The organism is Elioraea sp. Yellowstone, assembly GCF_006704265.1.
Taxonomy (GTDB): Bacteria; Pseudomonadota; Alphaproteobacteria; order Acetobacterales; family Acetobacteraceae; genus Elioraea.
Window position 1 is genome coordinate 1 of sequence record NZ_VIKA01000030.1, and the last position, 13,028, is coordinate 13,028.

Sequence of the window (13,028 nt, forward strand, 5' to 3'; positions counted from 1 at the left end):
GCGCGAAGCCCTCCTCCTCGGCCGCCGCGCGCAGCGCCGCGCGCACCGTCGCGTTCGCCGCCACCCCGCCCGACACCACCAGCACCCGGCACGCCTTCGCCGCGCGCATCCCGCGCCGCGCGCGGTCGGCCAGCGTCCACGCCACCCGCGCCTGGAACCCCGCCGCAAGATCGGCCGCGTCGCGCTCCGGCAAGGCGCCGGACGGATAGCCCGCGACGATCGTCGCCACCGCCGTCTTCAGCCCCGAGAACGAGAAGTCGAAGCCCTCGCGCCCCAGCATCGGACGCGGCAGGGAGAAGCGCGCCGGATCGCCGCCCGCGGCCAGGCGTTCGAGCGCCGGTCCGCCCGGCCAGCCGAGGCCGAGCATCTTGGCCACCTTGTCGAACGCCTCGCCCGGCGCGTCGTCCAGCGTCCGTCCCAGCACCGCATGCGCTCCGGGCCCGTGCGTCTCGACCAGCAGGCAATGCCCGCCGGAGACGAGCAGCGTCAGATAGGGAAACGCCGGCGGCTCGGCGGCCAGCCCCGGCAGCCGTGCGGCGAGGGCATGCGCCTCCAGGTGGTTGACGGCGTAGAAGGGCAGCCTGCGGGCGAGCGCGAAGCCCTTGCCGAGATTCGCCCCTACGATCAGTCCGCCGATCAGCCCGGGCCCCGCGGTCGCGGCCACCGCCGCGGGCGCCACCGCGGCGTCCGCCAGCACCGCCTCGATCATCCCCGGCAGCCGCGCGAGATGGGCGCGCGCGGCGATCTCCGGCACCACCCCGGCATAGGGCGCGTGCTCGGCGGACTGGCTCCAGAGCCGTTCGGCCAGCACCCGCCCGTCGCCCGCCAGCACGGCGGCCGCGGTCTCGTCGCACGAGGTCTCGATGCCCAACACCGCACCGTTATCCAGCGATGACATCCGCGCCCTTCCCACCGTCCCGATCGCGTTGTAGGGACCGCCGCCATGTCACGCCACCCAGCCGGCGAGAGCGACGCCGGCCGCCGTCACACCGCGCCGCGGCACGACCGCCGCCCCCTGCCCCTGCGCGTCGGCACGCGCGCGAGCCCGCTCGCGCTGATGCAGACGCGGCTCTTCATGGCGCGGCTGACCGGCTTCTGCCCCGTGCTGCGCCAGGCCGAGGCGTTCGAGGAGCACGCGATCGCCACCACCGGCGATCGCATCCAGGACCGCCGGCTCGCCGATCTCGGCGGCAAGGGGCTGTTCGCCAAGGAGATCCACGAGGCGCTGCTGGACGGCCGGGTCGATTTCGCCGTCCACAGCCTGAAGGATCTCGAGACCGAGCTGCCGCCCGGCATCGTGCTCGCCTGCTGCATGGCGCGCGAGGATGCGCGCGACGTCCTGATCCTCGCCCCGCATTGCGGCCCGGCGGATCCGGCCGATCCCTTCGCCGCGATCCCGCCGGGCGGCGTGGTCGGCACCTCCTCGGTGCGGCGCGCCGCCCAGCTTCTGCACCGCCGCCCCGACCTCACCATCACGCTGATCCGCGGCAACGTGCAGACGCGGCTGAACAAGGTGAAGTCGGCGCAGATGGACGCGACCCTGCTGGCGCTCGCCGGGCTGCGCCGGCTCGGCCTCGCCCACGAGGCCGCGGCGATCCTCGACCCCGAGATGATGGTGCCCGCCGCCGGCCAGGGCATCGTCGGCATCACCGTGCGCGCCGAGGACACCGAGCTGCACGACCTGCTCTCCGGCATCGAGGACCCGGATGCCGCCGCGGTCAGCCGCGCCGAGCGCGCGCTGCTCGCCGCCCTCGACGGCTCCTGCCGCACCCCCATCGGCGGTCATGCCGAGATCCGCGCCGACGGCACGCTCCGCCTGGTGGGCTTGGTCGCGAGCGAGGACGGCACCTTCCTGCTCAAGCGCGCGATCGTCGGCGCGCCGGAGGATGCCGCGCGGCTCGGGCGCGAGCTCGGCCGCGAGCTGCGCCGCGACTCTCCGGCCGCGATCTTCACGGGCTGACGGCCGGGCGGCGCCATCGCCGCATGGCCGGGGGAGGCGAGGCCGGACCGCTACCGCGCCCGCGCCGCCATCCGCGTCGCCTGGCCGGCGCGGTTCTCGAACACCACGAACCACGCCGGCATCTCCGGCGCACCGGGCGGCACGGCCTCGGCGAGCCGTCCTTGCGGGTCCGCGGGCAGCAGGCTCATCCGCACCGCATCGCCGAGATTGCCGCCCACCGTCTCGACCACGCCCTCGCGCGTGCCGACGACGATGTCGCAGTGCATCGGCACCGCCCGCCCCGCCTCCGCCGACCGCTCGGCCGGGGTGCGATAGCGGCCGCGCGCCGCGCCCCGGGTGGCGCAGATCAGGTCGCCCGCCGCGGGCGGGCGGCCATCCGGCGGCCAGGGCAGGAACGCCGCGCTCGCCGGCCACCGCGCGGCGCGCGCGAGCAGATGATCGACCACCATCCAGTGCGCCGGCGCGGACGGCACGTCGATCCGGTCGTAGCCGGCCACGCGCAGCGCGAAGGAGAGGAACGCCGCGCTCCACGGCACCTCGCTCCAGAGCGAGACCGCCCGCCCCTGTCCGGCGCCGGCGTGCCGCAGCGCCGCGCGGTTGCGCGCGATGGTTGTCTCGGCGCCCGGGACCATCGACCAGTAGGCCGTGAGGGCGGGGAACGCCTCCAGCATGTCCTCGCTGCGCCCCGGCTCCGCCGGCGCGCCGACCACCGAGCCGGTATGGTCGGTGAACTGCCGCCCCCACTCCTCCCACTCGGCGAGTGCGATCCGCACCAGCCGGTCGCGCGCGCTCGCGGGGTAGGGGATCGGCGGCTCCTCCTCGGGGGCGAAGGCGGCGCAGGCCGACAGCAGGGCGGCGAGCAGGGGCACGAGAAGGAGACGCGTCGCGACTTTGTGGATTGCCCCGCGCCCCCGGACGGATGATATTACGGTGCCGATTCCTCCTGACAGGGGGGCCGCCGTCATGCGCCGCAGTCTCCTCGCCGCCACCGTCCTCGTCGCCGCCTGCACCCAGGCGCCCGGCACGCCGCCCGAACGCGGCATCGGGGTCCTGCCGCCCTCGCTCGGCGCCGAGATGGGCATCTCCTTCGGGTCCAATCCGGTCTACACCGCCGTCCAATCCGCCCGCGCCTACTACGCCGACGCCCCGGCGAGGCTCGGCGGCAATCCGGCCCTCGCCGCCCAGGTGGCGGCCCAGTACGAGTACGCCGCCGCGGAGCTGAAGGAACTGCGCTTCGTCGGCCTCTCGCCACTCACCACCATCCGGATGGACTGGGGACGGGAGGAGCTTCGCGACGTGCTCGGGGTCCGGCGCGATGCCCCGACACGACCGGTGGTGGAGGGGTTCGTGCGCGCCGCCCGCGCCCTCAGCGAGGGCAACCGTCCCGCCGCGGAGGCGGCGCTCTCCGGCCCGCACTTTGCCCGGCCGGCGCCGCTGATCCTCGCCACACTGGCGCAGATGCCGCCGGTGCCGAAGGCGGGCGTCGCCGCCGCCGCCGCGGAAGCCGACCTCAACCGGCCCGACTCGGGGCGCCGCATCGTCCCGTAGCGCGCGGGCGGGCTCACCGCACCTCCTCGCCGGGATAGACCCCCCACATCGCCTCGCGCGGCAGGAAGCCGCGCCTGCCCTCGACCGACACCTCGCACCACGCGCTCGCCCGCTCGCAACGGCGGATCGTGCCGATCACACCCGGCGCGAGCCGCGCCACCGGCGCCGCCCCGGCATCGGGCGCGGCCCTGAGCGTGCGCGTGCCGCCGCGCACCAGGAAGGTGCGCCGCCCGGTCAGCCGCGCCTGCTGCACCCATCCCTCCACCCCGTCCACGTCGCGGATGCGCCGCCAGGTGTCGAACTCACGCACGATCTCCACCGGCAGCCCGGCGCGCCGATAGGTCCATTCCACCGGGAAGCGCGTGCCCGGTCCGGCGCGCAGGTTGATCTCGTCCGAGCGCAGGCTGGCGAAGCGCGGCAGGGGCAGGCCGGTCACCGGCCCGCGCACCGGCTCGGCAGCGGCGGCCGGCGCGTTCCCGTCGGATGCCGCAGGCGGATGCTGTGGCTCGCGCGTCTGCGCCGCCGCCGGACCGCAGAACAGCAGCGCGAGCACGAGGGCGATGAGGTGCATCGCCCTCCTCTGCCAAGCGCAACCGCGCCGTGTCAAAGGGTCAGGATCTGCCCGCTCTCGGTCTCGGCGAGGAACGTCACCACGCCCGCAACCTCGCCGTTCAGCGACGGGTCGAGCTGCTCGGGGCGCAGCCCCTCCGCCTTCAGACCGGCATCGCAGACGATCAGCCGCACGCCGAGCTCGGTCGCCGAGGCGAGCAGCTCCGCGAACCCCGCCACCCCCTGCTCGCGCAGCCTCGCATCGCGCGCCAGCGCCCCGCGCGCCGAGCCGATGCCGTGCGCCTCGAGCGCCGCCCAGCCCGGCGTGCCGTCCGCCGCCGGACCGAGGAAGGCGCGGCAGCCGCCATTGGTCGCGAACAGCGTCACCGGACGGCCCACCGCGGCCGCCGCGGTCGCCACCACCAGCGCGTAGTGCGCGCGCTCGTAGGTTCCCGAGATCAGCAGCACCCCGAGCGGCGTGGGCGGCGGAGGAGGGATGGGAGGAGGGTCGAAGATGCTCATGCTCAGAGAGCGCATGCCGGAGCGTCTGTGGCCTGATGGTGGGAGAGGTCGCGGATCGTGGCACGTTCCCCGCACAGCGCACAGCCCGGATCGCGCCTCAGCCGCACGGTGCGGAACGCGGCCGCGAGCGCATCCCACAGGAGCAGCCGCCCCGACAGCCCCTCGCCCACGCCGGCGATCTCCTTCAGCGCCTCGGTCGCCTGCAGCGCGCCGAGCACGCCGGTCACGGCGCCGAACACGCCGGCTTCCGCGCAGCTGGGGATCAGCCCGTCGGGCGGCGGCTCCGGATGGAGACAGCGATAGCAGGGATGCGGCGGACCGAGATGGCTCTTGAAGGTCGAGACCTGGCCCTCGAAGCGCAGCACCGCCGCCGAGACCAGCGTCCGCCCGGCGAGATGGCACGCATCGGCGACCAGGAACCGCGTCGCGAAGTTGTCCGACCCGTCGCAGACGAGATCGTAGCGGCCGATCAGCCCGAGCGCGTTCGCCGGCGTCAGGCGCGCGCGATGCGCCTCGATCGTCACGTCCGGGTTCAGCGCGCGCGCCGCCAGCGCCGCGCTCTCCACCTTCGCCACGCCGAGACGATCCGTCGTGTGCGCGATCTGGCGCTGCAGGTTGGAGAGATCGACCGCGTCGTCATCGATGATCCCGATCGTGCCGACCCCGGCGGCCGCGAGATACAGCAGCACCGGCGAGCCGAGCCCGCCCGCGCCGATGATCAGCACGCGCGCGGCGAGCAGCTTCGCCTGGCCGGTGCCGCCGATCTCCGGCAGCAGGATGTGACGCGCATAGCGCCGGATCTGGTCTTCGCGGAAATCCATCGTCATGGCAGGAGAGCATATGGGAGGACGACGGTCGCCCCCCATCCCCCCCTCCATCGACCCGCCGCGGCCGCGGGGCGTGCGGGACGCATGGCGCGGCGATCGCGCAGGCGGCGTCTGGCCGGCGCGCCCGATCGGTGCTTGAAGCAGCCGGCGGCGAGGGAACGCAGGGAAGGAGACAGGCGGATGGCTGCGACGGTCAGGGTCGTGGAGCTGCGCGGCAGGCGGATCGAGATCACTGCGGCGATGCGCGCGGCGGTCGTCGAGGAGATGCCGGAGATCGGCTGGATCGGCGACGAGGATCTGCGCGACAAGGTCGCCGACGCCTGGGCGGCGGCCCTGGCCTCGTCGAGCTTCACGCGCATCGGCGCGATGAAGCCGTCCGGCAACTACGATTCGCGGCCGCTCCGGCACGGCACCCAGGCCGATCACATCCGCTCGGTCACGCGCATGGCGGTGAGGATCGCCGAGGAGATGGCCGGCCTGTTCCCGGGCTTCCGCTGCGACCGCGACATCCTGATCGCGGGCGCGCTCTGCCACGACATCGGCAAGGTCTGGGAGTTCGACCCGGAGAACGTGAAGCGCTGGCGGGCCGATCCGCGCGCAGTCGGCATGCCCTCGCTGCGCCATCCCGGCTATGGCATCCACATCTGCCTGACCATGGGCCTGCCCGAGGCGGTCGCCCACATGGCGGCCGCCCACTCCGGCGAAGGCGAGCTCGTGGTGCGCAGCCTCGAGAACACGATCCTGCACTGGGCCGACTACACCTTCTGGCGCGTCGTCGAGGCCGCCGGCCAGTTCGCCGACAGCGATCCCTGGCTCGAGGGCGGCTGACAGCGGGCCGCGTCACGGCGCGGCGGGTGGCCGCGATCGGGACGGCGGGCAGCCCGACGGCCACGTCCTACGCCGCGAAGGGATCGACCGGATAGCGCACCGCGGTGAGCGTCAGCCCCTCGGCCGGGGCGGTCGGGCCGGCGGCCGAGCGGTCGCGCGCGGCGAGCGCGGCGGCGACATCCGCCGGCGTCCACCGCCCCTCGCCCACCAGCTTCAGCGTGCCGGCGATGTTGCGCACCTGATGGTGCAGGAAGCTCCGCGCCTCGGCGCCGATGCGCACCAGATCGCCCTCGCGCACGATGTCGAGCCGATCCAGCGTCTTCACCGCGCTCGCGGCCTGGCAGGACGCGGCGCGGAACGAGCTGAAGTCGTGCCGCCCGACCAAGAGCGCGGCGGCGGCCTGCATCGCGGCCTCGTCGAGCCGGCGCTTCACGTGCCACACCCGCCCGGCAAGCAGGGCGGGGCGCGCGCGCCGGTCGAGGATGTCGTAGCGGTAGGCGCGCCCGATCGCCGAGAAGCGGGCATGGAACCCCTCAGGCGCGCGCGCGGCCGCGAGCACCGCCACGCGCAGCGTGCCGAGATGGAAGTTCAGCGCCTCGCGCAGCCGCCGCGGATCGATCTCGCGGGCGAGGTCGAGATGGACGACCTGCGCCTCCGCATGCACGCCGGCGTCCGTGCGCCCGGCCGCGACCGCGACCACCGGATCCAGGGGCGCGAGGGGCGCGGCCGCCTCCTCCAGCGCCTGCTGCACCGAGAGCCCCGTCTCCTGACGCTGCCAGCCGACGAAGCCCGCGCCGTCGTACTCGACCAGCAGGGCGTAGCGCGGCATCAGGCGAGCCGGTCGCCGGGGACAAGCGGATAGCCGCGCAGGAAGGCGCCGATCTCCTGCGCCGCCCGCCCGGGACGCTGCAGGCGGAGCAGCCGCAGCGCCGTGCCCGCGCCGCAGGCCACCCGGCCCTCCCGGTCCAGCACCGTGCCGGGCGGCGCCCCAGTCCGTTCGGCAAGCGGCGCGGCCTCGAGGACCTTCAGCGTCTCGTCGCCGTGCCGGCAGAACGTTCCGGGCCAGGGGTTGAGCGCCCGCACCTGGCGGTCGATCGCCGACGCGTCGCGCGTCCAGTCGATCCGCCCGTCCTCGCGCGTGAGCTTCGGCGCGTAGGTGACGCCCTCCGTGGGCTGCGGCACCGCGGGCGGGTCCTCCGCCAGCGCGCGCAGGATCAGCCGCGCGCCGAGCGCCGCCAGCCGGTCGTGCAGCGCGGTGGCCGTCGTCTCCGGCCCGATCGGCACCGCCTCGGCGAGCAGCATCGGCCCGGTATCCAGCCCCTCGTCCATGCGCATGATGGTGACGCCGGTGCGGTCGTCGCCGGCCAGGATCGCGGCCTGGATCGGCGCCGCGCCGCGCCAGCGCGGCAGCAGCGAGGCGTGGATGTTGAGGCAGCCGCGGCGCGGCGCCGCCAGCATCGGCGCGGGCAGGATCAGCCCGTAGGCGGCGACCACGGCCGCGTCGAGACCGAGCGCGGCGAAGGCCGCGCACTCCGCGGCGTTCCCGCGCAGCCGCGCCGGCGTGCGCACCGGCAGGGCAAGCGCCTCCGCGGCGCGGTGGACGGGGCATGTCGTCTCGCGCCGGCCGCGATGCGCGGGTTTCGGGGGCTGGCAGTAGACCGCGGCGATCTCGTGCCCCGCCGCGTGCAGCGCCTCGAGCGCCGGCACCGCGAAGTCGGGGCTGCCCATGAAGGCAAGCCTCACGCCTGCGCCTTCTCCCGCTGCGCCTTGGCGAGCCGGCGCAGGATCATGCTGCGCCGGAGCGAGGAGATGCGGTCGATGAACAGCACGCCCTCGAGATGGTCGATCTCGTGCTGCAGGCAGCGCGCCAACAACCCCTCGGCGGCGATCTCGCGGCGCATCCCGTCCAGCCCCTGGAAGCGCACCGTCACCGCACGCGGGCGCGTCACGTCGGCATACTGGTCGGGCAGCGACAGGCAGCCCTCCTCGCGCGTCTCGGTCTCGGCGCTGGCGGCCACGATCTCGGGGTTGACCAGCACCAGCGGCTCGCGCCGCTCCTCGGGCTGGAGGTCGATCACGGCGAGGCGGAGGGCCACCCCCACCTGAGGAGCTGCGAGCCCGATCCCGGGGGCGCGGTACATGGTCGCGAGCATGCGCGGCACGAGGTCGCGCACGGTCGCGGCATCCCCTGGCCCGACCAGCCGCGTCTTGCGGCGCAGCATCGGGTCGGGGGCGATCAGGATGTGCAGCCGCTCCGCCTCGGCGGCGGGAGAAGGCGCGGGGGCGGCGTCGGTCATGCGCCTCAGGTAGCGCCCGCCCCCCGTCGCGGCAATGCCCGGGCTGCGCCGGGCGGACTTGCGCGGCCGCAGCCGGTTTCCCATCTGCAATCCCAGCCAGGGTGCCTCCGGGGCCCTGGCAGGATGCTCGCTCGGATCGAGGAGACCACATGACCCGCTCATCGCCCTTCGGCAGCCCGCTGTTCCTGGGCTTCGACCATCTCGAGCAGATGCTCGAACGCCTGTCGAAGAACGGGGGCGAGGGCTATCCGCCCTACAACATCGAGCAGACGGGCCCTTCGAGCCTGCGCATCACGCTGGCGGTGGCCGGGTTCACGATGGAGGATCTCGCGATCACGGTCGAGGACAGCCAGCTCGTCATCCGCGGCCGGCAGGCCGAGGACAGCCAGGGCCGGGTGTTCCTGCATCGCGGCATCGCCGCGCGACAGTTCCAGCGCACCTTCGTGCTCGCCGAGGGGATCGAGGTGAAGGGCGCCTGGCTGGACAATGGGCTGCTGCACATCGATCTCGAGCGTTTGCAGCCGGAGAGCAGGGCGCGCTCGGTGCCGATCGGCTCGCGGCCGGGTGGCGCAACGCCGTGACGAGCCGGATGTCTACCCGGGGCCGGAAACGGACCGGAAACCATGGCGCGGCCAGAATGGCGCGCCGGAGGAGTGTGACGCGATGAACACGCAGAAGAACCGCAGTCAGCCGGGAATCCCCATACCGACGCGTCAGCAGCTCGCCCAGCTCGGTCTGGGCGGCCTCGCCTATGTCCGCCCGGTGGTGGTGGATGGGCAGTCGGCCTTCGCGATCTTCGGCGCCGACGGCCAGCAGATCGGCCTCGCGCCCGACCGCGCGCTGGCGGATGCCGCGATCGTGCAGCACGAGATGGTGCCGGTCAGCGTGCACTGACGGGGATGCGCTGACGCGCCCCTACCCGCCCATCGACCGGACAAACCCATGCCGATCCTGCGGCGGGACGGCGCGCGCGATCAGGCCGCGATGCGCGGCCGCGACGCCGCTTCGAGCCCCGTGCCGGTGACGGTCTCGGCCCGATCGAGGTCCTCCTCGCCCATGCCGTAGATGTCGCGCACGATCGGCGCGGTGAGCTGGGCCGGGATGCCGTCGAACACGACGCGGCCCGCGCGCATGCCGACGATCCGGTCGCAGTACTGGCGCGCCGTGTCGAGCGTGTGCAGGTTGCACAGCACGGTCAGCCCGTCCTCGCGGTTGATGCGCCGCAGCGCATCCATCACCACCTTGCCGTTGCGCGGGTCGAGCGAGGCGATCGGCTCGTCGGCGAGGATCAGGCGTGGCTCCTGCATCAGCGCGCGCGCGATCGCGACACGCTGCTGCTGCCCGCCCGACAGCGTATCGGCGCGCTGCAACGCGGCCTCGGCGAGATCGAACCGGTCGAGCGTCCGGATCGCCGCGGCGCGCTCCTCGGCGGTGAACAGCTTGAGGAGCGAGGTGAGCGTGCCGCGGTGGTTGAGCCGGCCGACCAGCACGTTGGTCAGCACGTCGAGCCGCTGCACCAGGTTGAACTGCTGGAAGATCATGGCGCAGTCGGTGCGCCAGTCGCGCAGCGCCCGGCCGCGCAGGGCGCTGACGTCACGGCCCTCGAAGACGATCCGTCCCTCCGAGGGCTCGACCAGCCGGTTGATCAGCCGCAGCAGGGTGGACTTCCCGGCGCCCGACCGGCCGATGATGCCCATCATCTGCCCGTGCGGGATCGCGAGCGTGACCGCGTCGACCGCGGTGACGGTGCCGAACCGCCGCGTCAGACCGATGATCTCGAGCATGTCCGCCTCCGCCTGCCGCCCGGCCCGCTCATACCGCTCCACCCGGAAGGCGCGGATGATCGTTGCATGACACTCACGCCGCGATGATCCGGCGGCGCAGCCGCCCGGAGACCCAATCGATCACCGCCACGGTGGCGAGGATCAGCAGGATGATGAAGGCGACCTCCTGCCAGTCGTCGAGCCTGATCCGCTCGGCGAGCTGAAGCCCGATGCCGCCGGCCCCGACCACGCCGAGGATGGTCGCCGAGCGCGTGTTGCTCTCGAAGAAGTAGAGCAGGTGCGAGAGCATCACAGGCAGCACCTGCGGCAGGATGCCGAAGCGCGCGCGCTCGACAGCATTCGAGCCGGCCGCCTCGATCCCCTCGACCTGGCGCTTCTCGACGTTCTCGATCGCCTCGGCGAACAGCTTCGCGAGCGTGCCGGTGTCGGGCACGGCGAGGGCGAGGATGCCGGCGAAGGGCCCCATGCCGACGGCGGCGACGAAGAGGATCGCCCAGATCAGGCTGTCGATGCCGCGCAGCCCGTCGAACAGGCGCCTGAGGCCGAAATGCAGCAGGCGGACGGGCATGACGTTGCGGGCGCCGGCGAAGCCGAGCGGCACGGCCGCGACGGCCGCGAGCAGCGTGCCCATGAAGGCCATCGCCAGCGTCTCGGCCAGCCCGTGCAGGATCGCGCCGAGATGGCCGCCGCTGGTCGGCGGGATCATGAAGCGGACGAGGAAGCCGAGCTTGCCGAGGCCCGCCGCGAACGCCTCCCACCCCGGCAGCACGCGCCAGAGCCCGAACGCGAGCACGGCGAGGAACAGCGTCCAGGCGAGCGCCAGCCTGAGCCGCTCGGCCGCGCTGCGGCGGAAGACGCGCGGATGCGCAGCCCGGATCGCCGCAAGCTCGGCCGCGCCGATCATCGCGTCGCCCGCGCCGGCCCGGCCTCGATCAGGCTATGCCGGAGCCGTTCGCAGCCCATGTCGATCAGCGCCACGGTCACCAGGATCAGCAGCACGATCGCGCTGATGTCCGGATAGATGAACCGGCGCACCACAAGGTAGAGCTCCTCGCCGATCCCGCCGGCGCCGACGATGCCGAGCACGCTCGCCGCGCGCACGTTGATCTCGAACCGCAACAGGCCGTAGCTCAGGAAGTTCGGCAGGACCTGCGGCAGCACGGCGAAGCGCATCGTCTCGCTCCAGCCCGCACCGGCGGCCGCGAGCGCCTCGATCGGGCGCGGATCGGCGTTCTCGTTCACCTCGGCGAACAGCTTGCCGAGCGCGCCGGCGTAGTGGATGGCGATCGCGACCACGCCGGCGAAGGGGCCCGGGCCGAAGGCGAACACGAAGATCAGCACGAAGACAAGTTCGGGCACGGTGCGGGCGAACTCGAAGCCGCGGCGCGCGACCCAGAACGACCAGCGGTTCGGCGCGAGATTGGCCGCGGCGTGGAAGCAGAAGAGCAGCGCCACACCGGCACCGGCGAGCGTGCCGACGAGGCCCATCAGCACCGTGTCCAGCATCAGAAGCAGCCAGACATCGATCGCCCAGTACCACTCGCCGATGTCGGTCAGCGGCTGACGCGCCGAGATCGCCGGCAGCGTCCGGTGGACGTAGTCGAGGATGTTCGGCACGCCCGCGGCCAGCCGCGCCGGATCGAGCTCGCCCACGATCGCGGAGGCGAGGAACGCCGCCGCGAACAGGACCGTGCCGATCGCCGTCGTCAGCGCCTTGCGCCGCCGCAACGCGCGATGGCGTTCCTCGAACCGGGCGACGGCCGCGTCGCCCGCGATCGCCGCCACCTCAGGTGCGGCGCTGGCGGCGCAGCCGATCGAGCTCCTCGGTGATCTCGACCATGTCGCGGTAGTCCTCGTGGGTGCGGCGGACCAGGCCCCGCGACTGGCCGCTCGTCAGCGCGCGCCACGCCTCCGGGTTCGTCTCCGGCAGCGCCATCAGCGTCTCGACGTAGAGGTCCTTCAGCCCCTGCGGCAGGTTGGTGCGCATCACGAAGGGACTGTTCGGAATGAGCGGGCTCTTCCAGACGATCCGCCACTGGCCGGGCGGGATCATGCCCTTCTCCTCCATGCGCTGCGGGTTGCTGCGCTGCTCGTTGGTCCACCAGGTCGCGACCGCATCATAGGTCCCGTTCAGCAGCCCGATCACGCTCTGCTCGTGATTGCCCGAGAACGAGGTGCGGGAGAAGAACGAAGCGGGATCGATGCCCTCGCGGCGCAGATAGAACATCGGCGCGGCATAGCCCGAGGCGCTGTTCGGATCCGCCCAGGCGAAGGACCGGCCGCGCAGATCGCCCAGCGATCGGACGGGCGCATCGGTGCGCACGATGATCACCGAGTGGTATCCGGCGCCGCCCTGCAGATCGGTCCCCGAGGCGATCGGCACGATCTTCTCGCCCGCCACGCGGCGCGCCAGCGCGTAAGCCGCCGGGCCGAGATAGCCGAACTCGGCCTGGTCGGCGCGCAGCGCCTCGACCGTCGCGGCGTAGTCGGTGGCGCGGAACACGCGGAACGGCACGCCGAGCGCCTCCGTGAAGTGGCGCGAGAAGGGTTCGAAGCGGACCAGCACGTCGCGCTCGTTCTCCGAGCTGATCATGGCGAAGCGGAGCTCGCGGAACCCGCCGCGCCAGTCGGCCTGGGCCGCGGCGGCGACGGGAGCGAGGGCGGCACCGGCGAGCACGGCGCGGCGGCTGAGGGCGGGCGGCATGGGCGGCTC

The 13,028-nt window shown here is 73.6% G+C and carries 17 protein-coding genes; 5 read left to right on the forward strand and 12 right to left on the reverse strand.

The features are described from left to right. The coding region (tsaD, locus tag FK498_RS06620; RefSeq protein WP_237560858.1) for a tRNA (adenosine(37)-N6)-threonylcarbamoyltransferase complex transferase subunit TsaD at nt 1-898 on the reverse strand (898 nt) is incomplete at its 3' end. Between the two features lie 45 nt (nt 899-943). On the opposite strand from tsaD, the gene hemC reads away from it, so the two are divergent. Further along, a complete protein-coding gene (gene hemC / locus FK498_RS06625) occupies nt 944-1,960 on the forward strand; it encodes a hydroxymethylbilane synthase (RefSeq protein ID WP_141852811.1) in 1,017 nt (338 codons plus the stop codon). Between the two features lie 50 nt (nt 1,961-2,010). Here hemC and FK498_RS06630 read toward each other — a convergent pair whose 3' ends face one another. After that, nucleotides 2,011-2,829: a DUF2272 domain-containing protein gene (locus FK498_RS06630; protein ID WP_237560859.1), complete on the reverse strand. Its 819-nt coding sequence runs from the start codon at nt 2,827-2,829 to the stop codon at nt 2,011-2,013. Between the two features lie 94 nt (nt 2,830-2,923). Here FK498_RS06630 and FK498_RS06635 point away from each other — a divergent pair, with 94 nt between their 5' ends. Further along, nucleotides 2,924-3,508: a hypothetical protein gene (locus FK498_RS06635; protein ID WP_141852813.1), complete on the forward strand. Its 585-nt coding sequence runs from the start codon at nt 2,924-2,926 to the stop codon at nt 3,506-3,508. A gap of 13 nt (nt 3,509-3,521) precedes the next feature. Here FK498_RS06635 and FK498_RS06640 read toward each other — a convergent pair whose 3' ends face one another. The 3 genes from FK498_RS06640 to FK498_RS06650 are packed head-to-tail and all read right to left on the reverse strand — an operon-like array spanning nt 3,522 to nt 5,400. Beyond that, nucleotides 3,522-4,079, reverse strand: a complete 558-nt coding sequence (locus tag FK498_RS06640) for an SH3 domain-containing protein (protein ID WP_141852815.1) — start codon at nt 4,077-4,079, stop codon at nt 3,522-3,524. Nucleotides 4,080-4,111: 32 nt separating this feature from the next. After that, the gene (locus FK498_RS06645) at nt 4,112-4,579 is read right to left on the reverse strand and encodes a DsrE family protein (RefSeq protein WP_141852817.1); all 468 of its coding nucleotides are present in this window, start codon (nt 4,577-4,579) and stop codon (nt 4,112-4,114) included. Between the two features lie 2 nt (nt 4,580-4,581). Beyond that, nucleotides 4,582-5,400 (reverse strand): molybdopterin-synthase adenylyltransferase MoeB, encoded by an 819-nt coding sequence (locus FK498_RS06650; RefSeq protein ID WP_141852872.1) that lies wholly within the window; start codon nt 5,398-5,400, stop codon nt 4,582-4,584. A 186-nt stretch (nt 5,401-5,586) separates the two neighbouring features. Here FK498_RS06650 and FK498_RS06655 point away from each other — a divergent pair, with 186 nt between their 5' ends. Then, complete coding sequence (locus tag FK498_RS06655; RefSeq protein WP_141852819.1) at nt 5,587-6,234, forward strand: HD domain-containing protein; 648 nt, start codon at nt 5,587-5,589, stop codon at nt 6,232-6,234. A 67-nt stretch (nt 6,235-6,301) separates the two neighbouring features. On the opposite strand, the gene truA is transcribed toward FK498_RS06655, so the two are convergent. Genes truA through def form a run of 3 tightly spaced genes read right to left on the reverse strand, consistent with a single transcriptional unit; the run spans nt 6,302 to nt 8,531 of the window. Next, a complete protein-coding gene (gene truA / locus FK498_RS06660) occupies nt 6,302-7,063 on the reverse strand; it encodes a tRNA pseudouridine(38-40) synthase TruA (RefSeq protein WP_141852821.1) in 762 nt (253 codons plus the stop codon). Beyond that, nucleotides 7,063-7,977, reverse strand: coding sequence for a methionyl-tRNA formyltransferase (fmt, locus tag FK498_RS06665; RefSeq protein ID WP_141852823.1), 915 nt, complete (start codon nt 7,975-7,977; stop codon nt 7,063-7,065). The genes truA and fmt overlap by 1 nt, the downstream gene beginning before the upstream one ends. Further along, on the reverse strand, nt 7,974-8,531 hold the full coding sequence (gene def, locus FK498_RS06670) for a peptide deformylase (protein ID WP_141852825.1): 558 nt from the start codon (nt 8,529-8,531) through the stop codon (nt 7,974-7,976). The genes fmt and def overlap by 4 nt, the downstream gene beginning before the upstream one ends. Nucleotides 8,532-8,680: 149 nt before the next feature. Here def and FK498_RS06675 point away from each other — a divergent pair, with 149 nt between their 5' ends. Further along, nucleotides 8,681-9,112, forward strand: a complete 432-nt coding sequence (locus FK498_RS06675; protein ID WP_141852827.1) for an Hsp20 family protein — start codon at nt 8,681-8,683, stop codon at nt 9,110-9,112. Nucleotides 9,113-9,194: 82 nt separating this feature from the next. Further along, complete coding sequence (locus FK498_RS06680; RefSeq protein ID WP_141852829.1) at nt 9,195-9,425, forward strand: DUF1150 family protein; 231 nt, start codon at nt 9,195-9,197, stop codon at nt 9,423-9,425. Nucleotides 9,426-9,505: 80 nt separating this feature from the next. Here FK498_RS06680 and phnC read toward each other — a convergent pair whose 3' ends face one another. The 4 genes from phnC to FK498_RS06700 all read right to left on the reverse strand — a co-directional run bounded on the left by phnC (nt 9,506) and on the right by FK498_RS06700 (nt 13,019). Continuing rightward, complete coding sequence (gene phnC, locus FK498_RS06685; RefSeq protein ID WP_141852831.1) at nt 9,506-10,315, reverse strand: phosphonate ABC transporter ATP-binding protein; 810 nt, start codon at nt 10,313-10,315, stop codon at nt 9,506-9,508. Nucleotides 10,316-10,388: 73 nt separating this feature from the next. Then, nucleotides 10,389-11,219 (reverse strand): phosphonate ABC transporter, permease protein PhnE, encoded by an 831-nt coding sequence (gene phnE, locus FK498_RS06690; protein WP_141852833.1) that lies wholly within the window; start codon nt 11,217-11,219, stop codon nt 10,389-10,391. Continuing rightward, complete coding sequence (gene phnE / locus FK498_RS06695) at nt 11,216-12,100, reverse strand: phosphonate ABC transporter, permease protein PhnE (RefSeq protein WP_141852834.1); 885 nt, start codon at nt 12,098-12,100, stop codon at nt 11,216-11,218. Before phnE (FK498_RS06695) ends, phnE (FK498_RS06690) begins: the two co-directional genes overlap by 4 nt. Nucleotide 12,101: 1 nt before the next feature. Continuing rightward, nucleotides 12,102-13,019, reverse strand: a complete 918-nt coding sequence (locus FK498_RS06700) for a phosphate/phosphite/phosphonate ABC transporter substrate-binding protein (protein ID WP_141852836.1) — start codon at nt 13,017-13,019, stop codon at nt 12,102-12,104. Between the last annotated feature and the right edge of the window lie 9 nt (nt 13,020-13,028).

Bases quoted from the DNA above. Each gene is read 5' to 3' on its own strand.
- FK498_RS06700 (WP_141852836.1), bottom strand. From the start codon at position 13,019: ATGCCGCCCGCCCTCAGCCGCCGCGCCGTGCTCGCCGGTGCCGCCCTC.
- FK498_RS06655 (WP_141852819.1), top strand. From the start codon at position 5,587: ATGGCTGCGACGGTCAGGGTCGTGGAGCTGCGCGGCAGGCGGATCGAG.
- phnE (WP_141852833.1), bottom strand. From the start codon at position 11,219: ATGATCGGCGCGGCCGAGCTTGCGGCGATCCGGGCTGCGCATCCGCGC.
- truA (WP_141852821.1), bottom strand. From the start codon at position 7,063: ATGCCGCGCTACGCCCTGCTGGTCGAGTACGACGGCGCGGGCTTCGTC.
- phnC (WP_141852831.1), bottom strand. From the start codon at position 10,315: ATGCTCGAGATCATCGGTCTGACGCGGCGGTTCGGCACCGTCACCGCG.
- FK498_RS06650 (WP_141852872.1), bottom strand. From the start codon at position 5,400: ATGGATTTCCGCGAAGACCAGATCCGGCGCTATGCGCGTCACATCCTG.
- def (WP_141852825.1), bottom strand. From the start codon at position 8,531: ATGACCGACGCCGCCCCCGCGCCTTCTCCCGCCGCCGAGGCGGAGCGG.
- FK498_RS06640 (WP_141852815.1), bottom strand. From the start codon at position 4,079: ATGCACCTCATCGCCCTCGTGCTCGCGCTGCTGTTCTGCGGTCCGGCG.
- FK498_RS06675 (WP_141852827.1), top strand. From the start codon at position 8,681: ATGACCCGCTCATCGCCCTTCGGCAGCCCGCTGTTCCTGGGCTTCGAC.
- FK498_RS06645 (WP_141852817.1), bottom strand. From the start codon at position 4,579: ATGAGCATCTTCGACCCTCCTCCCATCCCTCCTCCGCCGCCCACGCCG.
- FK498_RS06680 (WP_141852829.1), top strand. From the start codon at position 9,195: ATGAACACGCAGAAGAACCGCAGTCAGCCGGGAATCCCCATACCGACG.
- FK498_RS06635 (WP_141852813.1), top strand. From the start codon at position 2,924: ATGCGCCGCAGTCTCCTCGCCGCCACCGTCCTCGTCGCCGCCTGCACC.
- hemC (WP_141852811.1), top strand. From the start codon at position 944: ATGTCACGCCACCCAGCCGGCGAGAGCGACGCCGGCCGCCGTCACACC.